Here is a 25,620-nt window from a genome sequence, read left to right on the forward strand (position 1 = left end):
CGCTGAATGTGGCATGGATCCTGCTTAGTCCGCTAAGGGACTGGGCTTTCCAGTAAACATTGCTTCATTTCTTAACAGGTCTGTTATTGATGAAAAAAATCGCCAGCGTCTGCCCTTACTGCGGTGCAGGCTGCAAACTAAACCTCGTCGTTAAAAATAACCGGATTATCCGTGCCGAAGCCGCTGATGGCGTAACCAATCAGGGCACGCTTTGCCTGAAAGGATTCTACGGCTGGGACTTTCTTAACGACACACGGCTGCTTACCCCCCGTCTGACGCAGCCCATGATCCGCTACAGCAAAGGCGAGTCCTTTACCCCTGTTACCTGGGAAGAGGCCATTCGCTATACTGCTCACAGGCTTAAAAGCATCAAAGATCAGTACGGCCCTCGATCCATTATGACCACGGGGTCCTCGCGGGGAACGGGCAATGAGACCAACTATGTGATGCAAAAATTTGCCCGTGCGGTGCTGAACACTAACAACGTCGACTGCTGCGCCCGCGTCTGTCACGGTCCGTCCGTTGCCGGTTTACAGGAGACCCTCGGCAACGGTGCCATGAGCAATTCCATTAACGATATTGAAAACTCAAAATGCCTGCTGGTGTTCGGCTATAACTGCGCCGACTCTCACCCCATCGTCGCCCGACGCGTGCTTAAAGCACGTGAAAATGGCGCAAAAATCATCGTCTGCGATCCGCGTCATATTGAAACGGCACGCATTGCCGATCTTCATCTTCAGTTGAAAAACGGCAGTAACATGGCGCTGGTCAATGCCTTTGGCTATGTCCTGCTTGAAGAGGAACTGTACGACAAAAACTACGTTGCCCGCTTCACAGAAGGGCTTGAGGCTTACCGACTGACGGTAAAAGATTACGCACCCGAGCAGGTTGAACATCTGACGGGCATTCCCGCGCGGGATGTTCGTCAGGCAATGCGCATGTTCGCGGCGGCGCCTTCAGCAACGGTAATGTGGGGAATGGGCGTTACGCAGTTTGGTCAGGCGGTTGATGTGGTGAAAGGTCTCTCCAGCCTGGCGCTGCTCACCGGCAACCTGGGCCGCCCTGCCGTCGGCGTAGGTCCGGTTCGCGGGCAAAATAACGTTCAGGGTGCCTGCGATATGGGCGTTTTGCCCAATATGTTCCCCGGCTACCAGGATGTCACTGACCCGGCAGTCAGACTGAAATTTGCCGATGCGTGGAAAATCAATGTCAGCCGGATGGACGATCGCGTCGGGACGCGTATCACCGAAGTGCCGCATCTCGCGCTGGAAGGTAAGATCAAAGCCTATTACATCATGGGGGAAGATCCGCTTCAGACAGAAGCCGATCTGGGCCTGGTCCGCCGCGGCTTTGAGTCCCTCGATTTTGTGGTGGTTCAGGACATCTTTATGACCAAAACGGCAGAGGTGGCTGACGTACTGCTCCCTGCCACGTCATGGGGAGAACATGCTGGCGTGTTCACCTGTGCCGATCGCGGCTTCCAGCGTTTTGGCAAGGCCATTGAGGCCAGCGGCAACGTCAAGCGCGACTGGGAGATCATCAGCCTGCTGGCCACGGAGATGGGCTATCCCATGCATTACGAGAATAACCAGCAGATCTGGGACGAAATGCGCGAGCTGTGCCCCCTCTTCTACGGCGTGACTTACGAAAAAATGGGCGAGATGGGCCATGTCCAGTGGCCCTGCCCAACCCTTGATCATCCCGGCACACCCTATCTGTACAGGGATAATCAGTTCGACACCCCCACTGGCAAAGGCCAGCTGTTTGCTGCCCCCTGGCGCGCTCCGGCCGAGACACCGGATACGGATTACCCGCTGGTACTTTGCACGGTGCGCGAAGTCGGTCACTACTCCTGTCGCTCAATGACCGGGAACTGCGCGGCGCTGCAAAGCCTGGCCGACGAGCCGGGCCGGGTGCAAATGAACCCGGCCGACGCGGATGAGCGTGGGATCGCCGACGGCCAATTGGTCTGGGTACGTTCACGCCGGGGTAAAGTGATCACGCGCGCCAGCATCAGCGAGCGCATCAATGCGGGAGCAATCTATATGACCTACCAGTGGTGGATTGGCGCCTGTAATGAGCTGACGCAGGATAATCTAGACCCGATCTCCAGAACGCCTGAAACGAAATATTGCGCCGTGCAGATGGAGGCGATCGAGGACCAGCGCTGGGCGGAGGATTTTGCGGCTTCTGCATACCAGACCATGAAGACGCGGTTGATCGCTGCGGTTAACGTTTAAATACATTGCCGGGTGGTGGCTATTACTGCCCGGCCAGCTATCCGCTGACGTTTTACGCTATCTGTTCTGCATAATTATTTTCCAGGTAATCGCGAAGCAGGTTCGGACGGCTCTTTTTCTCCATCAACCTTCTCAACAGTACGATCAGCTCGTAATCGCTTCGCAGATTAAATTTTTGCATCAGCATATATTTATGGGTAAAGACCGTTTTCTGACTCATCTCCAGCGCCTGAGCGGTCTGCACTACCGACAGCCCTCGGTAAAAATTGACCAGAATACGAATTTGTTGCCGGGATAACCCTTTATGCTGGCAGTCGAAGCAGTTATGTTTAGTCCATGTGTAACCCGGTAATTGCGTCCTGAACCACGCGATAAACAGTACGCCACTGATACGATCAAGCGATGCACGGCGAGGGAGAAAAATAATGTCCTGAAAGCAGGAGGGCAACGCCGAAAAGCGCAGTTCATCGTCGACAAACCCTAGCACAATCCCTTTTTGCCGGGCGAGTAACTCGGGAAAACAGGTCAGTGTTTCACCCTGGCATAATGACAGGACAATAATATCGGCCTGACTGACGTTTTCATGGGTCAGCGCCAGGTTAAATGTGATGGCACGATGAAAGTTATGTTTAAAAAAATCCTCGAAAAATTCATGTAGCCCAGCCTGAAAAAATAGATCGGTTTCCTGAATCAGAATATTTAACATAGCTCATACCAACGTCTTTAAAAAAGGCATATCACCGGCGCTCAGTTGTACTGCATCGTCATCACCACAACTGCACTGATGCTTCCCGGCGTGACGCCACCCGACATGGATTTAACCGAGGCCTGCATAGCCATTGTCGCGGTTCTGTCGGCACCAATAGTTTGAGTCATGCCAGAGCCTGTTCCTTTAAGCGTACCCGTTTGGGCATCGCGCATGGCTATCGCCACGTGCGTGGCCGAACCGCTGTTCATAAAATAGTCCGCGCCCGCCGCGGGATCGGGGCTGCCGGTAAAAGAGACGGTCACACTTTGCGTTCCCGTTGGGCACTGGGTGAACAGCAGACTAAATGGCACCGGATCCGATGTTGAGCCCGGCGTCGCCATATTGGTTGCCTGAATATTGCCCAGATTGACATCGAGGCTGTTACTCCCGCCATTAAATATGCACGGCGACGCAACGATATTTCCCGTCACACCGATGTTGACGCTATCAGCGGTGAAAGCCTTCCCGCTGAGTAAAGCCAGTAACAGCAGTGTCCCGTATATTATTTTCATCTTCGTACCTGCTACTGATAGGTCAAATTAAGGGTGGCGGAGGCATTTGCTGAACCTGACTCCACGCGGTTCAACGTCTGGTAATATCGGGCCGTTAACGGCAATGTCTCTTGCCCGCCGGCAGACTGCCGCAAGAATAGTCGGCTGTTCATCACCAGCGGCACACCGTTATAGATAAGCTGCACCCCAACCCCTTTTGCGGTGCCGGCATTTCCCTGCCCGGTTAAGGCCATCACGCTGGTATTGGCGCTGTCCGGATTCTGTATTCCACTGAGCGAGACCGTAATATTGGTTCCGGCGGCGCAGGTTAAGCCCAGGTTTTGCGTGTTTTGTGCTCCCGCTGGCGTGGTGCCCACCACGGTGCCGAACGCCGAGGCGGGGATATCCCCGATCGGAAACGTCAGCTGTGACGTATTCACCGTGCACGCCATGGCATTAATGGTTCCGGCGGTGAGCTGCGTGGTCAGGCCGTCACGATAGATGCCGTCGCTCCCCTGAAGCGTCACGACGCCGATCGCCCCCGGGGTTAACGCCCCCGATGAGACCGGGCCAGTCACCACCAGCTCAATCCTCCCGCCATACCAGTCGACATAGGAGGTCTGCGCATTGTACGAGAACGTATTGCTCGGGTTTTCAAAATAGGCGTTGGAGGAAAAGCGTATGCCTATCCCGCTGACGTTAGTGTTGTAAACATGATTGCCGTAGCTGCTCAACGTGGCGCTGTTGTAGCGCATGCTGAATCCCAGCATCAGCGGATTAGCACATCCAGTAAGATAGGAACCGGTGGCTGTCGCCGCGCCGGAAAAGACCACCGTGCCGACAGGCGCATCACGCTGCACGTTAATCGTCCCCACGGACAGGGTTGACAGCTGCGGCGTGATGGTGGTGCACGTACCGGCACGGGCGAGGTTTCCCGCCGCGAGCAAACAGAGAAGCAAAATCACGATAAGCCATTTCATGTTAACGTTCCTGACGGCAGGAGGCGCGCATGTCAGCGATCCCACCGAATGTTGAGTGTGTCGGCAGGCTGAAATCAGCGCGGCATTGCTGGCTGGACTGACTCCCCCATGTCGCGACTAACGTCCCCTCCTCGCGCATACCGGTTAAATAAACCTGACCGCGATCGCCCACAATAAAACTGCTGCTCTCATCACCGACAAGGGTGACCACCGCCCCAAACGGAACGGCGCGTTCGTTGTCGGTCAAGGTCATCAGCACCCGGCGACCTGACTTCGGCAAATAATGGGCTCTCACCACCGCTCCCCGCGTCGGCGTCACCGTGCGGGTGTTGATCTCCAGTTCGACATCCTCCGGCATATTTTCCGGATCGAGAGTGAGATCGTTTTTTCGGTAGACCGAAAGGTTGCTCACGACCGTATAACCGCGAACATCTGTCCGTACACCGGGCTGATTGCGGATATCCACGCCGTGGGCGCCAGGGGCTTTAATTAAGGCGTTGGTCTCCCCCAGCGGCTGAGAAAGCGTGATGCCATCAGCATGGGCGAGAATGCCGCCTTGTAGCCCGTAATTCAGGCGTTCACTGTTTTTGTCATAACCATACCCCGCCGTGGCTTCGCCATAGGTGCCTCTGTAGTCCGCGTTAACGCTGCCGGTATAGCCCACGCCCTCTGTGCCGTATCCCTGCTGCGCGTTCCAGTTCAGGGCTCGGTTTTCGAGTGCCACCCCGTTCAGACCGATGCTGTGTGTCGTCCCGTTATTCCTGCTGGCGTTCATGCCATAGTTCGCCCATGTCTGCGGCAAAAATTTATCCAGCGGAATGCTGATGTTGAACGCCAGAAGCTGGTCGTGATCAGCGTTTTTTTGGTTGTCGCGGGTTTCTGACGCTGAGCGGACATTTTTGCTGTAGGTCCATGTCAGGCCATAGCTGATGTTGTGCCAGTAGTTGCTATAGCCGACGCTCCACGAAGCCATCGACTTACCGTCATTCCAGTAATCTTCCTGCGCCGCACTGAGGGTAAGCGCGCCCAGGTTGTCCCCCAGCGTCTGGCTCATTGTCAGCTCGGCACGGTTACGTCGCCTGTCCTGAAGCGCGCTGCTGTCGCCGTACGAATCGAGGACCTCCTGCATCCCGTAATAGCCGCGGGTCGAGTAGCGATACCCGGCAATCGAAAAGTTCGTCCCGGTATTAATAAAATTCTTGCTGTATCGGGCCCGCCACGACTGACCGCTTGTTTTCGCGGCATGCTCCGGCGTTGACCAGCCCTGGGTGAGGTCTGCGGATATCGCCCCGAAATCGCCCATGTTCTTGCCCACCCCCAGAGCCGCCGACTGGTACTTATCTGCCCCCTGAACGCCGCCATAGAGCGTGAGGCCGTAAGGGAGGCCGTAGAATCCGGTCAGTTGCCCGAAGGGGGTTTTCTCCACGCTACGGTTATACGATCGATACTGCCCGGCGGTAAGGGCATATTTCAGGCGCCCCTCCCGTTGCAGGACCGGCAGCGAAGCGTACGGCAGGGTGAAATGTTGCTCACTGCCATCAGCTTCGACGATCGTGACATCAAGATCGCCCGCGCCGCCGGTGGGATACATATCCGCGATCTCAAACGCGCCCGGCGCCACATAGCTTTGGTAGATTTGATAGCCATTCTGACGCACCACGACCTGCGCGTTAGTTCGCGCAATACCGCGCACCACCGGCGCATAGCCTTTCAGGGAATCCGGTAGCATGTCGTCGTCGGACGCCAGCTGGACGCCGCGAAAAGGCATGCTGTCAAAGACATCGGCAGGGGCGGAACTGTCTCCGAGCGTAAGCTGGGCTTGCAGGGGAATAATCGCGCGCTGCATCAAGGTATAGACATTGTCCCACTTATCCTGGCCGGACGCATCGCGGGACCAGGTGGTGTAGTTGCGTAACCGCCAGGGACCGACGTTGATCCCCGGTCGCAGGTTTGCATACTGACTGTCGCTGCGGATGCCTGCCCCGCTTCTTGCCCGGCTGTTCGCGCCGCTCAGGCTGTAGTTGAGCATGGCCGCGGTAATGCCTTCATCCCACATCTCCGGCGGAACGTAACCTCTCGCTGGCAGATCTATGGCCGCCTGTGGGATGCTGATTGCCAGACGCTGGGCGCCAAACTGGAAGTCCGCGCTGGCCTGTGGAATCGCCTTGAGATCGGCGCATTCTCCTTGCCCGGCGTCGAGCTGCGGGAAAAGCGCCGTTTTCACGCCCCACGCTTTTAACTGCCTGATACTCAGGCACGGCTGCAACGTTTCACTGCCGTTAGCATCCTTCACTGCCATGAAACGAATATCCCGCGTTTCCAGCAGCCGCTCGTCAAGAATAATATCCACGTGGTACGTCCCGGGTGCCTGCGAGCCGGATTCAAAGGCAGATAAATCCGCTTTTCCCATTCCGGGATTATCCAGTTCTACCAGTTCCGTATTAAACGTCTCACTGGCATACAGCGTGGGAGAGAAACCCGCAAGCGCGAGGGCAATGAATATTGCCAGGCGCGCAGGCTGCACTGTATTAAATGCCGTTGTCATGACGAGCACCCGATTAATGCAAAGGGATCACAAACTGGCCCGGTGTAATTCGCCAGGATTGCCATAATCGTTAATGACTTTAAACGTCAGCGTATTGCCATTGGTCCCATTCGGTAACGGGAAACGAACTGAGCCTGAAGGCATTACGTACGTGACATCGTCAAGTTTTTTACCCCCGACCGTTATTTCATTGAAATTGATAACGTACGGCGTAGGGTTATTTACCTGCAGAGCATTTCCCGCACGATGCCAGGTTAATTTGTTGGTTTGTTCCTCAGGGGTAGACGCACGAAGGCTCTCTGGCCGATAAATAAGTTTAATCCGCGTTTTGACGGCAATTTGCAGCGAGTTCATCTGCTTTGAGGCTGATGGAATAGCTTTAATGTTCAGCCAGAATAAACTCTCCTGCCCCTGAGGCAGCGAGCCTGTCATGACAATACGCTCAAGGTTTTTTTGCCCGCCATCCAGCCGATACAGCGGAGGCGTAATAATAAAAGGCGCTTTACCGGATTGCCCATCCTGAACATCAATCCACGACTGGATTAAATAAGGAACGTCATCAGGATTGGTGATACTTATTGACGCTTCTTTTTTTGCCCCATCGAAAATAATGCGGGTGCCGCCAATAACTACTCCAGCACTGGCGGATGTTAACGTCAGCGATAACAGCGCCATCGCCAGGCCAGTTGTCGTTATAAAACGCATTTCAATACCTCATAAAACAAGGGGCCGGGATGCCCCCTGCTAATTACTGCCAATGACTTAGTTGTAAACCACTGAGAAGTTCGCGACCGAGTTAGCCGGGCCCGCGGTCACGGACGCTGCGGTGGAGATATACTGCGCGTAGAAGTTCAGCGTATTATCAGCCGTACTGCTGAGCGCGTAGGTATAGCTGTTGCTGCCGTACAGCGGCAGATCGGCTTTATCTGCAGTCATCAGGTTAATCGCTACCCCTGTGGCCGCCCCCGCCACGGACGTATCAATCGCCAGCAGGCTGGCGTTGGTTAAATCCGGCGTACCGTCAAAACGGACTTTTGCATTAGTGACCGTCACAGGACAGTTTTTCAAAATAATATTAAACTGCGTCGCAGCCGTTCTGGCTCCCGCCGTCGGGAATTCCGTTTTATAATAATCGCCCAATACCACCACCTGGTTCTGAGATGCCACATCTACGTCGCAGGCAGAATCCAGAATATTTCCGTTAAAATTAACGGTACCTGCTGCTGCAAATGCATTGGTCATGGTGAGTACAGAACCTGCCGCTAACATTGCCATCATCAATTTTTTATTCATAATTCTCTTTCCTGTATTACTTTATTTATTACCGATATTCAGTTGCAGAAATAAAACCCCTTTCGACGAATCAAAATTTATACAACTCCTTTTCTACGCACAATCGATTTTAGGGTCTAGCTGTAGACTCTCTTTTAACAAAAACAAAACAAATTATTTTGGAAATATCTTAACAATAAAGTCCCCGGTCTACTTTTAGACCTAAGTCAAAAATGTTTCAAATTCAACCAATTAACTCTCATTAATAGGCAAGTCTATAATTAGACTCGACGAAAATATTCCCTGACTAACTGTTTTTTAAGATAATTCTTTATGTCGATCAAAAAATGATCGCATCAGTGTATGAGGCCTCTTATGAACACCCGTATTGCGCCCGTTTCAGGCAATGAAATAACAACTGTGCTTGGCGCTAAGCCTCTTAAGCACATTGAAAAAATAATCGATAATGTTTTGCCGCATACCGAAAGATGCATCATGGCTAAAGGTGAAGTCATCCATTATTATTCCGGTGATATCCGCCAGTGCTTTTTACTGTTACATGGCAGCGTGGCATTGCATCGCCGAGGTGACGGTATCGTCTTAAATTCCGAATCCGCACCTTTTATACTCGGCGTGAGCAGCCAGTTTTCTTCTGAGCACCTCTACGTCAGAGCGCTGGAAACTTCAGAGGTGGCTAGCGTTACGCTGGAGCGTTTTAATCACGTAGTCGCACAACAGAATTTATGGGAGTCCTTCTCGAACCTGCTGATCTATACCGCATCGCGCGTTTACGAACATTCTGCCCAGATATCGCAGATGTCGGCTTACGACATTATCCGCTTTCAGCTGGTAGAACTGATGCAGGAGCCGGAAGCCATAAGACAAAGCATTACCGCCGCAGCCTATATCAAAAGCCGCACCTATCTTTCACGCAGCGGCATTATGCGGATCCTGGCGGAGTTGCGGACGGGGAAATACATCACTATGGAGCGCGGCGTGCTAATCGAGATCCATCACTTACCCCGCAAGTACTGAGGCTGTTTTTATCTCTGGAGAAGGTGGAAAATAAGAGCGACACTATAGAAAGTACAGTCTCTTTCCAGGTTAACGCTATGTCTTCTGACAAACCATCGCATCGCGGCTCTCCCTATGCCCAGGAACTGATTTCCCACTTACAGCCGCACTGCGCCACGTATAAAACCGATCCCGGTGAGCAACTTGATCTCCAGGTTAACGGGCAGAGTATGTGTTATTTAATTCTCGAGGGCACAATCGCGATATACAGAAGAAGCGACGACATGATGCTTACCACCGCGCGCAGTCCCGCCCTGTTTGGCCTCGCTAACCTGACGGACATATATTTTAACGATTATCTCAAAACGGTGACGCCATGCCTGATCGGCGTGCTAGCAACCGATCGGGTGGCAGAAGTTATCAAAGAGAAGGCGTTATGGGGGCTGCTTTCTAATCATCTGATGTTTGTCTATAACCGCCTTTATCACAACGTCATGCCGAAAGGTGCGCCAACGGCTTACGAGATGATTCGTCAGCAGCTCATGATGCTGATGCAGGAAGATGACAACTACCGACGCAGCGTGACGGCGGAAAGGTACATCCGGGATAAAACCCGGCTTTCCCGCAGCGGCGTAATGCGGATACTGGCTGACCTGAAAACGGGCGGGTTCATCGAAATGGAAGAAGGCCGGCTCATTAAAATTAACAAGCTGCCTGCCAAATACTGATTTTCAGACACAAAAAAGGCCGCGCGGGCGGCCTTTTCTTCACTGCTCAATGGACGTGAACGCCCAACCGCCAGGCAAAGTAGATCTCTTCTTTCAGCTCGTTTGAAGAGAGCGCCAGCAAATCCGTAAATTCCAGCTCAAGTTGTTTCAGCTTTTTCAGGTACTGCGCCGGAGACAGATTGCTTTTATCGCGACGTAAATATTCAATTGCCAGCTGTGTTGGGGTTATTTCAGTATCCATGATGTCCTCGCTTATGTTCAAAACGTGACCAGTATATCACAATCAGGCGGCTAATTTTTGACCAAAAGCAAGACATTCGGAAACTTTACACAACGGCCGTCGTCAGTCTGGATGAACAACACAGGCGATCCTGCTCGTCCAGAATATCAATCTGCCATACCTGATGACGACTTCCGGCGTGCAGTGCGCGGCAAACACCGCGCACGCGCCCGCTGCGAACGGAGCGGATGTGGTTGGCATTGACCTCCAGCCCGACCACCTTCTGCTCCCCTTCCGTACACAGGTAACCTGCGACCGACCCCAGCGTTTCGGCCAGCACGACGGACGCGCCGCCGTGCAGCAGGCCAAACGGTTGATGAGTACGGCTGTCTACTGGCATCGTCGCTTCAAGTTCGTTATCGCCAATGCGCGTAAACTGGATATCCAGTAAACCGACCATGTTTTCTGCACCCATGGCATTTAAGGCCTGCAGAGTGACCGCACGTTTCCAGATCATCCGATAATCTCCAGTAAAGCCTGCAAGGGATGGCGAACGCCGTTACCTTCCACCCGTTTCACCTGGCTGCGGCAGGAGTAGCCCGTCGCCAGACAGCGGTTACGCGGCAGGCGCTGCATTGCCTGGTGCCACGACAGCTCGTAAATGCCGAGCGAGTTAGCGTGGTTTTTGACTTCATGACCGTAGGTTCCGGCCATACCGCAGCAGCCCACGCTGACGCTTTCCAGCTTCGCGCCAAAGCGGGCGAAGATAGAAGCCCACTGGGCAGGCGCCGTCGGCAGCGCGGTCACTTCAGTGCAGTGCCCAAACAGGTACCAGGATTCTCCGCTGACCTCCTGAGGGGCCGTTTGCTTCAGCACCGAAGGCAGCCACTCATGCACCAGTAAGACCTGAAAATCACCGCGCTTATCGCCGAGCGTCTGCTTATATTCATCCCGGTAACAGAGCACCAGCGCCGGATCGACGCCCACCATTGGCATATCGAGCTGCGCCACGCGATTCAGGAAATCTGAAGTTTTCTGCGCGGTTTTCGCGAAGCGGGTCAGGAAACCTTTAATGTGCTGCGCCTTGCCGTTCGGCGAGAACGGCAGTACCACCGGCTGGTAGCCAATTTTCTCTGCCAGACGGACAAAATCAGCCACCACCTGCGCATCGTAATAGCTGGTAAACGGATCCTGCACCACCAGCACCACCTTCGCTTTCTGCTCAGGGCTTAATGCTTCCAGTTGTTCCAGGGTCATGTTCGCCGAGCGGTGCCCCACCAGCCGACGCTGGAGCGATGGCACCGACAGCAGCGGCAGATCCACCATGCCGATATGTTTTTCAGACAGTTTGCGCACCAGCGGCTGATTGATAAAGAAGTTAAAGGTTTTTGGCGCACGAGCCATTAGCGGCGCGTAACTCTCCACCGTTGCCACCAGATGATCGCGCATCGGGCGCAGATAACGCGTGTGGTACAGCTGGAGGAAGCGGGAACGGAATTCCGGCACATCAATTTTAATCGGGCACTGGGTTGAACACGCCTTGCACGCCAGGCATCCGGACATCGCCTCTTTCACCTCATGCGAGAAATCGTATTCGCCTTTATTCGCATGCCAGCTGTTGCGGGTCCGTTCGATGAGCCCGCGCAGGCTGGCGCGTTTTTCCGGCAGCTCCTGTTCCAGCTTGAGCGGGTCAATGCCGCGATCGGCCAGCAGGCGCAGCCATTCGCGCACCAGCGTCGCACGTCCTTTTGGGGAGTGGATGCGGTTGCTGGTGATTTTCATCGACGGACACATCGGGCTTTTCACATCGAAGTTGAAGCACAGCCCGTTGCCGTTGCACTCCATCGCGCCGCGCCAGGAAGCGCGAACCGCAATCGGAATTTGTCGGTCATAGGTGCCGCGCTTGACGGCGTCTACCTGCAACATCGGCGCATCAACGCCCTCTGGCGGGCAGATTTTACCCGGGTTAAGACGGTTATCAGGATCAAAAGCGGCTTTCACCTTACGCAGCTCGGCGTAGAGTTGTTCGCCAAAAAACGCCGGGCTGTACTCGGCGCGGAATCCTTTGCCATGCTCTCCCCATAACAAACCGCCATATTTGGCCGTAAGGGCCACGACCTCGTCGGAGATCTCCTTCATCAGGATCTCCTGCTGCGGATCGCACATGTCCAGCGCCGGGCGCACGTGTAGCACACCCGCGTCAACGTGCCCGAACATGCCATAGCTCAGACCATGGCTGTCGAGCAGCGCACGAAACTCCACAATATAATCCGCCAGATGCTCCGGCGGCACGCAGGTATCTTCCGCAAACGGAATCGGCTTCGCCGCCCCTTTCGCGTTACCGAGCAGCCCCACCGCCTTTTTACGCATCGCGTAGATTCGCTCGATGCCGGAGAGGTCGTTACACAGCTGCCAGCCAATGACGCCGCCTTCCCCCTGTGCAATCAGCTCATCCAGACGCTGGCAGAGCGTGCTCACCTGGCTCTCAATCAGCTCTGCGTCATCCCCGGCGAACTCGACGATGTTCAGACCGAGCATCTCTTTATCCGGCACGTCGGTAATCAGTTCGCTCACCGAATGCCAGACAATATCTTCCCGGGCCAGGTTCAGTACTTTTGAATCAACGGTTTCCACCGACAGCGCCCGCGCCTCCACCATAAACGGGGCATTACGCAGCGCGGAGTCAAAGGAGTTGTATTTGACGTTCACCAGACGGCGCACCTTCGGCAGCGGGGTGATATCCAGACGCGCTTCGGTGATAAAGGCCAGCGTACCTTCTGACCCGGTCAGTACGCGGGTAAGATCGAACTGGCTCAGATCGTCATTAAAGACATGGCGCAGATCGTAGCCCGTCAGGAAGCGATTGAGCTTCGGGAATTTGTCGAGGATCAGTTCGCGATTTTCGCGGCAGCGCTCCAGCACGGTGCGATAAATCCGTCCGCTGGTGGTGCTCTCTTTTGCCAGCGTTTCAGCCAGTTCGACCGGCAACGGCTGGGTATCGAGAATATCGCCCCCCAGCAGCACCGCCCGCACACCCATGACGTGATCGGAGGTTTTGCCGTAGACCAGCGAGCCCTGCCCTGAGGCATCGGTGTTGATCATCCCGCCAAGGGTTGCGCGGTTACTGGTGGAAAGCTCGGGCGCAAAAAAATAGCCATACGGTTTTAAAAACTGATTCAGCTGATCTTTGATTACCCCCGCTTCCACACGCACCCACCCCTCTTCCGGGTTGATCTCAATGATGCGATTCATATAGCGGGACATATCAACGATGATGCCCTGGTTCAGCGCCTGCCCATTGGTGCCCGTCCCGCCGCCGCGCGGGGTAAAGACCAGGGAGCTGAAACGCTCCTGCGACGCCAGACGGGCGATGAGGGCCACATCGGCGGTAGAGCGCGGGAAAACGACGGCATCGGGAAGAAGCTGGTAAATACTGTTATCGGTTGCCATCGTCAGCCTGTCGGCATAATCGGTGGCGGTATCACCTGTAAAACCCTGTTGCTCCAGTGCCTGCAAAAAATTAAGCACCAGTTGAACGACGCCCGGTGCCTGAGAAATCTGTGGGATCATTGCTGTCGACCCTAATGAGAATAGTGTGAAATCGTTTGCGTTGTGTCTGGAAAGTTTTATCACATTTTTTTCTTATGTGCTTCGTAGAATTACGGGCAAAATCCGCCTGTCAAAAATCGCTGAAATCACTAATGATTAGAGAGATGCGGTTTATATTCCCATCAGCCTTGCTGGTGTTCATTTAAGGAAAGTTTCGTTTATGGTCAATCTTCGTCAGCCCAGGGATGTCGCACAGATACTGCTGTCGGTGCTGTTCTTAGCCATTATGATTATTGCGTGTCTGTGGATTGTTCGTCCTTTCGTGCTCGGATTTGCCTGGGCCGCGACCGTCGTGGTCGCAACCTGGCCTTTACTCTTACGTTTGCAGAAACTGCTGTTTGGTCGCCGCGGCCTTGCCGTGCTGGTGATGACGCTGCTGCTGTTCCTGCTGTTTATTATTCCCATTGCGCTGCTGGTTAACAGCCTGGTTGACAGCAGCGGCCCGGTTATTCGCGCGGTCACCAGCGGTGACATGACGCTGCCGGATCTCGCGTGGCTGAACAGCATTCCTGTTGTGGGCGCAAAACTATACAGCGGCTGGCACAGCCTGCTGGAGATGGGCGGTAGCGCCCTGATGGCCAAAGTGCGCCCGTACATCGGCACAACCACCACCTGGTTTGTCGGGCAGGCTGCGCATATTGGTCGCTTCATGATGCACTGTACGTTGATGCTGGTCTTCAGCGCCCTGCTGTACTGGCGCGGCGAGCAGGTTGCGCTGGGGGTACGCCATTTCGCCACCCGACTGGCAGGTAAACGCGGCGATGCGGCCGTGCTGCTGGCAGCCCAGGCCGTTCGCGCGGTGGCGCTCGGCGTGGTGGTCACAGCGCTGGTGCAGGCGGTGCTTGGCGGTATCGGGCTGGCGGTTTCCGGCGTACCTTATGCCACCATTTTCACCGTTGTCATGCTGATGACCTGTCTGGCACAGCTTGGTCCGCTGCTGGTGCTGGTTCCCTGCATTATCTGGCTTTACTGGACGGGGGACACAACCTGGGGCACGGTGCTGCTGGTCTGGAGTTGCGTGGTGGGCACCATGGATAACGTGATTCGTCCTCTCCTCATCCGCATGGGCGCTGATCTGCCGCTGATTCTGATCCTGTCCGGGGTGATCGGGGGGTTGATTGCCTTCGGCATGATTGGCCTGTTTATCGGTCCGGTGCTACTTGCGGTAACCTGGCGTCTCTTCTCTGCCTGGGTGCATGAAGTGCCGCCACCCGGAACCGATCCGGACCTCATCTTAAGCGAACTTGAAGAGCTGGAAGATAAGAACGCGCAGTAATAACCTTTGCCGGGTGGCGCTAACGCTTACCCGGCCTACACTCTTCGCAGGAATACTTAAACGTTGCTAAACTATTTATTCTCTGCGCACTGGTCAGACCCGCCTTTTCATGCCTAAAACCGTCATTCTCTTCAAGAAATCTTTACCTCCCTTTAACTATTGAGACGAATCCGATCGACTCATAAAGTTGGCATGCCTACTATTAAGACACGGTTATAAATCAACACCTTGATTTATAAGCATGGAAATCCCCTGAGTGAAACAACGAATTGCTGTGTGTAGTCTTTGCCCATCTCCCACGATGGGCTTTTTTTTATTTAACTTATGCTGAGCGCACAGGATTTAGGCGTGTTTTAAACGAAAAAACCGTTCATTACAGACGAATGAATAGCGATGAAAGAGTTTTACTGTTTAGTTCCATTCGTCATAAGCATATGCCATTTCACTATCTTCTGAATATCTTTCTCGTACCGCCAGCTGTTCCTTTTGCTCTGAATTATTAGTAGCCTCTGCCCGTTCATCAGCGCGACCACGTTCACGTTGTAATGAGCATCACCACGTTTAAGGCGGCTGACCACTGCAGGAGCAGCGCCTGCACCTTTTTCTTCTGTCAATAATAGTTATGTGGATTATTTTCCCGCCATAAGAAAAAAGATAAACGTCAAGGCAAGCACAGTAAATGATATAACAGCCAAACTGGCGTTCCTAAAAACGCCATCATTTAGCTTTATCTTTTATACTTTTTTCAACCTGAGCATGAAGATTCATGCAGTTTATATACCCTTCTCTACGCGCTGCGTTGACTTCCGTAGCGTGTCTTAACTCCATTGCTAACAACTTATCTTCCATGACAGAAAGGCGATAAATCAGGGCGCACACAATCATTAAAAGAATAATGAATAACACCGAAATATCTACAACCACTTAACCTCTCCAGTTACTTATTGAATCCTGAGTTCTGACGCTATGCACTGTAGGTCTTCGTTTTCCCTGCATTGCGTTGTCATGTAGCCGTTGCACAGGGAACTTAAATCAGACAGAGTCCGTATCTTCATTTAAATTTCATCTTTTATAGCTCATCAAACCTATCAGGCTATCTGGCGCAGTCCTGCAATCAGCAGACGGTGAGGAGTAGCTATATCAGTTCCAGGCTCAGAGCAAGGCGGCTAAGACTATTCTTATGCGAACTATTTTTTTAAGTTATTAGTGCTTTGTAAGTTCATTTTCTTCTTTTAATTGCTTGAAAGAGGACTCGCCTTTGTGGCCAGGCGAGTCCTGAATATTAATTTTTACAAATTTCACTCCTACTCAACATCTGCCATTCCCCCTCCAGCACCCGCGTCTCCCCGGTCACCTGCACGTTCACCACCTCGCGAATATCCGCCGAGGACGCGCCAACCTGTAGCTCAAATTCCCCTGACTCGACAATCCGCTTCCCGTCCCGGCGGGTGAAATTAAACATCTCCACCGGCAAGGTAAAGGTCAGGGTGGCGGTTTCTCCCGGTGAAAGCGTAACGCGTTGAAACGCTTTCAGCTCCTGAAGCGGACGAACCTGCGTCGCGACTTTGTCACGCACGTATACCTGTATTACTTCGCTGCCGCTGCGCTCCCCGATGTTACTGACATCGACGCTTAACACCACCTCTCCGTCGACCGGGACGTGGCTTTCAGCGAGACGCGCCGCACTCCAGCGAAACTGCGTCCAGCCAAGACCGTAACCGAATGGGTAAAGTGCGCCGAAATGGAACGCAAACGGCGTGCCGCCGCTTTTCAGCTTGTGGTTATAGTAGTACGGCATCGCCCCGGCGTTTTTCGGCACGCTGACTACCAGCCTGCCCTGCGGCTCCGCGCGGCCGGTTAAGATATCGGCAATCGCCCAGCCCCCTTCCTGCCCCGGCGCCCAGGCCATCATCAGCGCGGCCACCTTCTCTTCCAGCCCCTGAAGGTTATAAGGACGCCCGCCCGTCATGACGACAATTACCGGCTTGCCGGTTGCCACCAGCTCCTCCAGCAGCTGTTGCTGCACGCCCGGCAGATTCAGCGAATCGGTATCCGATCCTTCCCCCACGGTGCCGCTCTGGAATAGCCCGGCGAGGTCGCCCACGCAGGCCACCACCACGTCACTCTCTTTTGCCGCGCTCACGGCTTCGGGGATCAAATCCGTGCGTTGTGAAACCGGCGATTGCTGCATCGGTTTACCGCCGCTGTCGCCCGGGAACACCGGCGCACCCGCCATCCGTTTTTCGATAATGTGGCACCCTTTGGCGTAACGTATCTGCGATGCACCAAGGTACTGTTCCAGCGCCGCGCGCGGGGTTGTCACCTGCGAGGTCTCTTCAACCATATCGCTGATGATCAGGTGAACCGGGAAGCTGTAGCCGCTCAGCAACGCCAGCGGATCGTCCGCCGTCGGCCCCACTACCGCTACACGGGGTTTTCCGCCGAGGGGCAAAATGCCGTTATTTTCCAGCAGCGTGATCGATTTTGTTGCCACCTCGCGCGCCACCTGCCGGGTCGCCTCATTCTGCAAATCGATACCTTCTTCGTCGGCGTACGGTTTTTCAAACAGCCCGAGACGGAATTTTTCACTTAGCACGCGCGCCACAATCTCATCCACTTTCGCCATTGAGATAAGCCCACGCTCTACCGCTTCCGCCAGATGACGCGCGCAGTCATCCTTCGGCAATTCCACGTCCAGCCCGGCGTTAAACGCCAGCGCCGCCGATTCTGCTGGATCGTGAGAAATCCCGTGGTGCTGGTGCAGCAGGCTGACGCCGCCGTAATCCGCGACAATAATGCCGTCGAAGCCCCACTGTTCACGCAGCACGGTGGTGAGCAGGAAATGGTCGCTGTGCCCTGGCTGATTATCGATGTCATGATAGGCTGGCATCACCGAACCGGCGTTGGCCAGCTTCACCGCCATCTCAAACGGCAGCAGGAAGGTATCGTTTAGCTCGCTGAAACCCAGATGGACCGGCGCATGGTTGCGCGCCCCTTCGCTGAAGGAGTGCCCCACGTAATGTTTCAGGGTCGCCAGCAGATCGCGCTTATCGCCCTGCAACCCCTTCACGTACGCCGTCGCCATCACCCCTACCAGCCACGGATCTTCCCCAAAGGTCTCTTCCGTCCGTCCCCAGCGCACATCGCGCGAGACATCCAGCACCGGGGCCAGCCCCTGCTGGCACCCGACAGACCGGGCCTCGTTGCCAATCTGCTCCGCCGCGCGCTGCACCAGCGCCGGGTCCCAGGTGGAACCGTAGTTCAGCGACGACGGGAACAGGGTTGCATCTTTGCACAGCAGCCCAACCAGACACTCCTCATGAAACAGCGCCGGAATGCCGAGCCGGGTCTCCTCCATCATCATACGTTGCAGGCGGTTAGCGGCACGCACGCCGGTTTTTGCATCAACAATGTGCGTGCCGAGCGGACGGGTGATCTGCCCGACGCCCAGCTTCAGCCTTTCGCTGAGGGACGCCTGTTCGCTCACGCCGGCGAACTCATCGCTCAAATCGCTGCGCTCGCGGTGGCTGCCGTGTTCATCGAGGATCAGCCAGTACGCGTGCATCTGGGCAAATTTCTCTTCCGGCGTCATACGCGCCAGTAAATCAGCGACACGCTCGTGTACGGGACGTCCCGCGTCCTTGTAGATCACAGTCATGGTTTACTCCTGTAGTGCGGATTGGGTTACCGGGCTGAGCTGCCCCGCATCGTTTCGAATGTCTCGCTTGCTGGCCAGCTCACGGGCAATGGAATCCACCAGTCGGCTGTTGAGTTTGTAGATAGCAAGGAGCGCCACCATGCAGAGGAACAGCGCGCAGGGGATCAGGGTGAACAGGGCATTGATGGTTGCGAGGACGTGAGGCGCCTGGTTTGCCTGTCCGGGCGCGTAATCCACCATGCCCAGCACCCAACCGACTACCGCCCCACCCAGCGCCAACCCAAACTTGATGGCAAACAGGGCGGTAGAAAAGACCAGCCCGTCCAGACGGCGGCCGCTGCGGTGTTCTTCGTAGTCCACCACATCGGAGAACATGGTCCATTGCAGCGGCGTGGTCAGGTTCTGAATAAAACTAAACACAATATTCAGACCGAATATCAGCCACACCTGCGAAGGAGGAATGAAGAAAATCAACGTGCCAAAAATAACGAAAGAAATAATGGTCCACTGATAGGCACGTACGCGATCAAATTTCCCCAGCAGGCGTTCAGATAATAATGCGCCGCTTAAGGATGCCACCATGCCGGAAACAATAAAGGCAAAGACCAGTTCAGGACGTAACAGAACATAGTTAACGTAATACATGGTCGCAGAGCCACGCGTCACGACGGCGGTTAACAGTAAAATATTAAACAGAAAAACAATTCGCCACTGGCTGTTGGCGGCCAGCAGTTTTAAATCCGTCAGCATCGAGCCGGAGGTGTCATTGCGTGGCGAGTAACGCTCCCGGGTCATAAAGAAGCAGCAGAAGAATAAAACAATACCCAGCAGCCCCATCAGGCTCATGGCATAGAAATAACCTTTTTGCACATTCCCCTGACCTAATAATGAGACCAGCGGCAGCGCGATGACCGTTACAATCAACCCGCCGATAAACGACAGGCCAAAGCGCCAGGATTGCAGCGAGTGGCGCTCGCGCGGGTCGAGCGTCAGCGCGCCGGGCATGGCGCAGTATGGAACGTTAATCGCGGAGTAGATCAGGCTCAGGATGGCATAGGTTACGCAGGCATAGACAATTTTCGCCGTCTGCCCGGCATCCGGTACGTAGAAGGTAATCAGGCAGCTCACGCCAAACGGAATGGCAAACCAGAGCAGCCAGGGACGAAAACGACCGTGGCGGGTCTGAGTGCGGTCCACCAGCGCGCCAATGCACGGATCGACAAACGCATCGATCACGCGCACCACTAAAAACATGGTGCCCATAATGGCCGCCGGCAAACCGAATACGTCCGTATAGAAATACGCGAGAAATAACGTTGCCGTTTGCCAGACCAGCGCGCTGGCCATATCACCGAGGCCATAACCTATTTTATCTTTGGTACGTAATACAGAGGAGATTGTCATTGTTATTTGCCTTTTTATCAGGTTAAAACGTATTTCAACCAGTCGCGCATCATCCCGACGGATGTACGCGGTAAGGCTCAAGTATTAGCAACGCCCTGCCCACTAACAATTGTCTAAATTAACAGATAAATTATGATATTTGGTTTTTTGCTTTATTTGTGATGGTGAGCATATTCGCAGGAAAATAAAAAAGGCGAGGACAGATATCCTCGCCTTTTTCAGGTTATGCAGGTTTTACTTGTTCAGCTCTGCCAGGCTCAGCCAGGTTTGCACTACGGTGTCCGGGTTCAGGGAGAGGCTATCAATCCCCTCATCCATCAGCCAGGCCGCAAAGTCTTCATGGTCAGAAGGACCCTGCCCGCAGATCCCGACATATTTACCCTGTTTCTTCGCCGCACGGATGGCCATGGAGAGCAGCGCTTTCACCGCCTCGTTACGCTCATCAAACAGCTCAGAGACGACGCCGGAGTCGCGGTCCAGGCCGAGCGCCAGCTGCGTCATATCATTCGAACCAATGGAGAAGCCGTCGAAGTGCTCCAGGAACTGCTCGGCCAGCAGGGCGTTGGACGGAATTTCACACATCATGATGATCTTCAGCCCATTCTCGCCGCGCTTCAGCCCCTGACGCGCCAGCTCATCCACCACCGCTTTCGCTTGATCCACGGTACGGACGAACGGGATCATGATTTCCACGTTGGTCAGCCCCATGTCGTTGCGCACGCGTTTTACCGCTTCGCACTCCAGCGCGAAGCAGTCGCGGAAGCTTTCCGACACGTAGCGTCCGGCGCCGCGGAAGCCCAGCATCGGGTTCTCTTCTTCCGGCTCGTAGCGTTCGCCGCCCACCAGGTTGGCATATTCGTTGGACTTAAAGTCCGACAGACGCACGATCACGCGTTTCGGGTAGAAGGCCGCGCCGAGCGTGGCGATGCCTTCCGTCAGGCGGCCGACATAGAACTCTCTCGGCGAGTCGTAACCCTTCATCATCTCGCGGATTTCGTTTTGCAGCTTCGCGTCCTGGTCGTCAAACTCCAGCAGCGCGCGCGGGTGAACGCCGATCATGCGGTTGATGATGAATTCCAGACGCGCCAGGCCCACGCCTTCGTTCGGCAGGCAGGCGAAGTCAAACGCGCGATCCGGGTTACCGACGTTCATCATGATTTTCAGCGGCAGGTCCGGCATGGTATCCACGCTGGAGCTCTTCACGCTGAAGTCGAGGATATCGGCATACACGTAACCGGTATCGCCTTCGGCACAGGAGACCGTCACGTTCTGGTCGTCCTTCATGCGTTCGGTCGCGTCACCGCAGCCGACCACCGCCGGGATCCCCAGCTCACGGGCGATAATAGCCGCGTGGCAGGTACGGCCACCGCGGTTGGTGACGATAGCAGCCGCTTTCTTCATGATCGGCTCCCAGTCCGGGTCGGTCATGTCGGTCACCAGCACGTCGCCAGGCTGAATGCGATTCATCTCGCTGATGTCGTGGATCACTTTCACCGGACCGGCACCGATGCGGTGGCCGATTGCGCGGCCTTCCGCGACAATTTTGCCCTGCGCGTGCAGGGTGTAGCGCTCCATGACCTGACCGCGCGAACGGACGGTTTCCGGACGCGCCTGCACGATAAACAGCTTGCCGGTGTGGCCGTCTTTGGCCCACTCGATGTCCATCGGACGGCCATAGTGTTTTTCAATCTGCACCGCCTGCTTCGCCAGCTCTTCCACTTCGGCGTCGGTGAGCGAGAAGCGATCCCGCTGCTCCTGCGGCACATCTTCAATGGTGACCTGCTTGCCATGCTCTTGCGTCGGGGCATAGATCATGCGGATTTTTTTCGAGCCCATGGTGCGGCGTACCACTGCCGGACGGTTAGCCGCCAGCGTAGGCTTGTGCACGTAGAATTCGTCAGGGTTCACCGCCCCCTGCACCACCATCTCGCCCAGACCCCACGCGGAGGTGATAAACACCACCTGGTCGAAGCCGGATTCCGTGTCGATAGAGAACATCACGCCGGAAGAGCCTACGTCGGAGCGCACCATGCGCTGTACGCCTGCGGAGAGCGCGACGCCGCGGTGGTCATAGCCCTGATGCACGCGATAGGAGATGGCGCGGTCGTTGAACAGGGAAGCAAACACATGCTTCACCGCCACCAGTACCGCCTCGTAACCCTGGACGTTGAGGAAGGTTTCCTGCTGTCCGGCGAAAGAGGCATCCGGCATATCTTCCGCGGTAGCGGAAGAGCGCACGGCAAAGGAGGCCTGCGCGTCGTCAGCGGAGAGCTGGTTGTAGGCGTCATGGATGGCTTTTTCCAGTTCCGGCTGGAAAGGTGTGTCGATAATCCACTGGCGGATTTGCGCGCCGGCTTTGGCAAGCTCGGTGACATCATCAATATCCGTTTTATCCAGCAGGTCGTAAATGCGCTGGTTTACACCGCTCTGGTCTAAAAACAGGTTAAACGCATCGGCGGTTGTGGCAAACCCGTTTGGTACGGAGACACCCATACCGGACAGATTTGTAATCATTTCACCCAGGGAGGCATTTTTGCCCCCAACTCTGTCTACATCATTCATGCCGAGTTGGTTATACCAAAGCACCAGCGGTGACGAGCCATTGTTGGACATCGAAACAATCCTTTTGTGATATTTGATCGGAGTAAGAAACACCTGACTACGTATTTATACTGGCATATTTATTTCCGCTAAAAAAACGGTGAATCGTGTAAGCAATTTAAATTTTCAACTTTTCGGACAGTTTCCCCGCACTCGCTAACCCGATGATTCCTATAGATTCCGGCAAAAACCATAGAAATAACGCCGCTAATCAGAAAATGAAATCCACTTTTCAGGAAAATCAAAAACACCATTTCATTTTAAATTCAGATAAGTTCTTTGCTGTGCAATTAACTTTTTTAATTTATGCTTTCAGGCAATTACGTACGCTATTCTGGGTGGATAAAATGGATAATGCTGTCGATCGTCACGTTTTTTATATTTCTGATGGGACGGCGATTACCGCCGAGGTGCTGGGACACGCGGTGATGTCGCAGTTTCCCGTGTCGATAAACAGCATCACGCTGCCGTTCGTGGAAAACGAGAGCCGGGCCAAAGCGGTCAAGGACCAGATCGACGCCATTTACCAGCAGACCGGTGTTCGTCCGCTGGTGTTCTATTCCATTGTGATCCCTGAGATCCGCAACATCATTCTGCAAAGCGAGGGCTTCTGTCAGGATATCGTGCAGGCACTGGTTGCACCCTTGCAAAGCGAGCTGAAGCTCGACCCGACGCCGATCGCTCACCGTACCCACGGGCTGAACCCCGGCAACCTGACCAAATACGATGCGCGTATTGCCGCCATTGACTACACTCTGGCGCACGACGACGGGATCTCGCTGCGCAATCTGGACCAGGCGCAGGTCATTTTGCTAGGCGTGTCGCGCTGCGGTAAAACCCCCACCAGCCTTTACCTGGCAATGCAGTTTGGCATTCGCGCCGCCAACTACCCCTTTATTGCCGATGATATGGACAACCTGGTGCTGCCTGCCGCGCTCAAGCCGCTTCAGCATAAGCTATTTGGGCTGACCATCAACCCGGAACGACTGGCGGCGATCCGCGAAGAACGTCGCGAGAACAGCCGCTACGCCTCAATGCGCCAGTGCCGAATGGAAGTCTCCGAAGTCGAAGCGCTGTACCGGAAAAATCAGATCCCCTGGCTGAACAGTACCAACTATTCAGTAGAAGAAATTGCCACCAAGATCCTCGATATCATGGGACTGAATCGCCGCATGTACTAATATGCTAGTACATTAATCCTGTTTCAGTTATTATCATGCCATCCTCGGGGCGACGTGCCCCGAACTTGAAATCAGCAGGGATTGGTTTAAGGTGATGCCCATCACTTCCCGGTAGTCTGCCGATGAAGCAAAAAATTTCTGAGACATTCCATGAACAAAACCGACGAACTGCGCACCGCGCGCATTGATAGCCTGGTCACCCCGGCTGAGCTGGCCCGGCTGCACCCCGTTTCCGCCGAGGTGGCGGACCATGTGACGGCCTCCCGTCGCCGCATCGAAAAAATTCTCAATGGTGAAGACAAACGTCTTCTGGTAGTAATTGGCCCCTGCTCCATCCACGACCTGGACGCGGCGATGGATTATGCACAACGCCTTCAGACGCTGCGCGGCACGTATCAGGATCGCCTGGAGATCGTGATGCGTACCTACTTTGAAAAACCGCGTACTGTCGTGGGCTGGAAAGGATTGATATCCGATCCCGATCTGAACGGTAGTTACCGGGTGAATCACGGCATTGCGCTGGCGCGCAAGCTGCTGTTACAGGTTAACGAGCTGGGCGTGCCGACCGCTACCGAATTTCTGGATATGGTGACCGGACAGTTTATTGCCGACCTCATTAGCTGGGGCGCGATTGGCGCGCGTACCACCGAAAGCCAGATCCACCGTGAAATGGCGTCGGCGCTCTCCTGCCCGGTGGGCTTCAAAAACGGAACGGACGGCAATACCCGCATCGCCGTTGATGCCATCCGCGCGTCACGCGCCAGCCATATGTTCCTCTCCCCGGATAAAAACGGCCAGATGACCATCTACCAGACCAGCGGCAACCCGTTCGGACATATCATTATGCGTGGCGGTAAAAAACCGAATTACCATGCAGAAGATATTGCCGCCGCCTGCGAAACGCTGGCGGAATTTGACCTGCCGGAGCATCTGGTGGTGGATTTCAGCCACGGCAACTGTCAGAAACAGCACCGCCGCCAGCTGGACGTCTGCGAGGAAGTTTGCCAGCAGATCCGCAGCGGCTCGACCGCCATTGCAGGAATTATGGCGGAGAGCTTTATCAAAGAAGGCACGCAGAAGATCGTCGCCGGACAGCAAATGGTGTACGGCCAGTCGATCACCGACCCGTGCCTGAGCTGGGAAGACAGCGAGCTGCTGCTGGAGAAGCTGGCTTCAGCCGTGGACACGCGCTTTTAAAATCCTGCCGGGTGACGCTGCGCTTACCCGGCCTACGGTACGTGCCCTTCTCCCTCTCCCCGTGGGAGAGGGTCGGGGTGAGGGCATCAGACCGCACCTCTCCCCCAAATTTGATCCCCTCACACAATTTTCATAAAAACGCTTGCCGTGAATTTGCAGTTTATTGATAATGATTATCATTGTTACATTGATTGTTATTTATAAACATTATGTCACCGACCGATAACAGCGCGGCAACGCCAGTAAAAACACACACAGCGCCGTCCCCTGCTCCCACCGATCGCCGAATCGACAGCAAAAGCCTGTTGGGTGAGGAGGGACGGGTCATTATCGAGCATGACGGCCAGCACTACCTGCTGCGCCAGACCAATGCCGGAAAACTGATCCTGACTAAATAATCCAGACAACACATTCGCCAGCCACCCAGGTGATCCCCAGGCAGCCAGCGCTTTTCAA

Annotated in this window: 20 protein-coding genes and 1 other RNA gene; 8 read left to right on the forward strand and 13 right to left on the reverse strand. The window is 54.7% G+C overall.

Annotated elements, in window-relative coordinates:
• Positions 1–89: 89 nt before the first annotated feature.
• A complete protein-coding gene (gene fdhF, locus SK51_RS17260; protein WP_023305983.1) occupies positions 90–2,240 on the forward strand; it encodes a formate dehydrogenase subunit alpha in 2,151 nt (716 codons plus the stop codon).
• A 52-nt stretch (positions 2,241–2,292) separates the two neighbouring features.
• Here the strand turns inward: fdhF and SK51_RS17265 are convergent, their stop codons facing one another.
• The 6 genes from SK51_RS17265 to SK51_RS17290 are packed head-to-tail and all read right to left on the reverse strand — an operon-like array spanning position 2,293 to position 8,297.
• Entirely contained in the window at positions 2,293–2,946 is a 654-nt protein-coding gene (locus SK51_RS17265; RefSeq protein WP_022647866.1) for a helix-turn-helix transcriptional regulator, read from the reverse strand.
• A gap of 41 nt (positions 2,947–2,987) precedes the next feature.
• Positions 2,988–3,500, reverse strand: a complete 513-nt coding sequence (locus SK51_RS17270; RefSeq protein WP_048206860.1) for a fimbrial protein — start codon at positions 3,498–3,500, stop codon at positions 2,988–2,990.
• Positions 3,501–3,511: 11 nt separating this feature from the next.
• Positions 3,512–4,459: a fimbrial protein gene (locus tag SK51_RS17275; protein ID WP_032676314.1), complete on the reverse strand. Its 948-nt coding sequence runs from the start codon at positions 4,457–4,459 to the stop codon at positions 3,512–3,514.
• Position 4,460: 1 nt separating this feature from the next.
• Positions 4,461–7,004 carry a fimbria/pilus outer membrane usher protein gene (locus tag SK51_RS17280; RefSeq protein WP_032676315.1) on the reverse strand — a complete coding sequence of 848 codons (2,544 nt, stop codon included), beginning with the start codon at positions 7,002–7,004 and terminating at the stop codon, positions 4,461–4,463.
• Positions 7,005–7,031: 27 nt separating this feature from the next.
• Complete coding sequence (locus SK51_RS17285; protein WP_022647862.1) at positions 7,032–7,709, reverse strand: fimbrial biogenesis chaperone; 678 nt, start codon at positions 7,707–7,709, stop codon at positions 7,032–7,034.
• Positions 7,710–7,766: 57 nt separating this feature from the next.
• Positions 7,767–8,297, reverse strand: coding sequence for a fimbrial protein (locus tag SK51_RS17290; RefSeq protein WP_022647861.1), 531 nt, complete (start codon positions 8,295–8,297; stop codon positions 7,767–7,769).
• Positions 8,298–8,651: 354 nt separating this feature from the next.
• Here SK51_RS17290 and SK51_RS17295 point away from each other — a divergent pair, with 354 nt between their 5' ends.
• Together SK51_RS17295 and SK51_RS17300 are read left to right on the forward strand one after the other, a co-directional pair.
• On the forward strand, positions 8,652–9,311 hold the full coding sequence (locus SK51_RS17295) for a winged helix-turn-helix transcriptional regulator (protein WP_048206861.1): 660 nt from the start codon (positions 8,652–8,654) through the stop codon (positions 9,309–9,311).
• Between the two features lie 77 nt (positions 9,312–9,388).
• Positions 9,389–10,018, forward strand: coding sequence for a helix-turn-helix domain-containing protein (locus SK51_RS17300; RefSeq protein WP_023299922.1), 630 nt, complete (start codon positions 9,389–9,391; stop codon positions 10,016–10,018).
• Positions 10,019–10,064: 46 nt separating this feature from the next.
• On the opposite strand, the gene SK51_RS17305 is transcribed toward SK51_RS17300, so the two are convergent.
• The 3 genes from SK51_RS17305 to ydiJ all read right to left on the reverse strand — a co-directional run bounded on the left by SK51_RS17305 (position 10,065) and on the right by ydiJ (position 13,808).
• Complete coding sequence (locus SK51_RS17305; protein WP_003857766.1) at positions 10,065–10,259, reverse strand: YdiH family protein; 195 nt, start codon at positions 10,257–10,259, stop codon at positions 10,065–10,067.
• Positions 10,260–10,344: 85 nt separating this feature from the next.
• Complete coding sequence (menI, locus tag SK51_RS17310) at positions 10,345–10,755, reverse strand: 1,4-dihydroxy-2-naphthoyl-CoA hydrolase (protein WP_023305978.1); 411 nt, start codon at positions 10,753–10,755, stop codon at positions 10,345–10,347.
• Positions 10,752–13,808, reverse strand: a complete 3,057-nt coding sequence (ydiJ, locus tag SK51_RS25020; RefSeq protein WP_023305977.1) for a D-2-hydroxyglutarate dehydrogenase YdiJ — start codon at positions 13,806–13,808, stop codon at positions 10,752–10,754. Before ydiJ ends, menI begins: the two co-directional genes overlap by 4 nt.
• A 199-nt stretch (positions 13,809–14,007) precedes the next feature.
• Between ydiJ and ydiK the strand changes: the two genes are divergently transcribed.
• Together ydiK and rprA are read left to right on the forward strand one after the other, a co-directional pair.
• Positions 14,008–15,123: an AI-2E family transporter YdiK gene (gene ydiK, locus SK51_RS17320; RefSeq protein ID WP_022647856.1), complete on the forward strand. Its 1,116-nt coding sequence runs from the start codon at positions 14,008–14,010 to the stop codon at positions 15,121–15,123.
• 209 nt (positions 15,124–15,332) lie between these two features.
• Positions 15,333–15,440: antisense sRNA RprA (gene rprA / locus SK51_RS24430), an RNA gene on the forward strand.
• 400 nt (positions 15,441–15,840) lie between these two features.
• Here the strand turns inward: rprA and SK51_RS17325 are convergent.
• The 4 genes from SK51_RS17325 to ppsA form a co-directional block, all read right to left on the reverse strand.
• Positions 15,841–16,047 (reverse strand): hypothetical protein, encoded by a 207-nt coding sequence (locus SK51_RS17325; protein WP_022647855.1) that lies wholly within the window; start codon positions 16,045–16,047, stop codon positions 15,841–15,843.
• 358 nt (positions 16,048–16,405) lie between these two features.
• Positions 16,406–18,781, reverse strand: coding sequence for a glycoside hydrolase family 3 N-terminal domain-containing protein (locus tag SK51_RS17330; RefSeq protein WP_023305976.1), 2,376 nt, complete (start codon positions 18,779–18,781; stop codon positions 16,406–16,408).
• Positions 18,782–18,784: 3 nt separating this feature from the next.
• The gene (locus SK51_RS17335; RefSeq protein WP_032676316.1) at positions 18,785–20,185 is read right to left on the reverse strand and encodes an MFS transporter; all 1,401 of its coding nucleotides are present in this window, start codon (positions 20,183–20,185) and stop codon (positions 18,785–18,787) included.
• Positions 20,186–20,419: 234 nt separating this feature from the next.
• Complete coding sequence (ppsA, locus tag SK51_RS17340; RefSeq protein WP_023305974.1) at positions 20,420–22,798, reverse strand: phosphoenolpyruvate synthase; 2,379 nt, start codon at positions 22,796–22,798, stop codon at positions 20,420–20,422.
• A 335-nt stretch (positions 22,799–23,133) separates the two neighbouring features.
• Here ppsA and ppsR point away from each other — a divergent pair, with 335 nt between their 5' ends.
• The 3 genes from ppsR to hemP all read left to right on the forward strand — a co-directional run bounded on the left by ppsR (position 23,134) and on the right by hemP (position 25,562).
• Positions 23,134–23,967 (forward strand): posphoenolpyruvate synthetase regulatory kinase/phosphorylase PpsR, encoded by an 834-nt coding sequence (ppsR, locus tag SK51_RS17345; RefSeq protein ID WP_017384644.1) that lies wholly within the window; start codon positions 23,134–23,136, stop codon positions 23,965–23,967.
• Between the two features lie 150 nt (positions 23,968–24,117).
• Complete coding sequence (gene aroH / locus SK51_RS17350; protein ID WP_023305972.1) at positions 24,118–25,164, forward strand: 3-deoxy-7-phosphoheptulonate synthase AroH; 1,047 nt, start codon at positions 24,118–24,120, stop codon at positions 25,162–25,164.
• A 209-nt stretch (positions 25,165–25,373) separates the two neighbouring features.
• The gene (hemP, locus tag SK51_RS17355; RefSeq protein ID WP_022647850.1) at positions 25,374–25,562 is read left to right on the forward strand and encodes a hemin uptake protein HemP; all 189 of its coding nucleotides are present in this window, start codon (positions 25,374–25,376) and stop codon (positions 25,560–25,562) included.
• Positions 25,563–25,620: the final 58 nt, after the last annotated feature.

This window comes from Enterobacter sp. MGH85, from assembly GCF_001037655.1.
Classification (GTDB): Bacteria; Pseudomonadota; Gammaproteobacteria; order Enterobacterales; family Enterobacteriaceae; genus Enterobacter; species Enterobacter intestinihominis.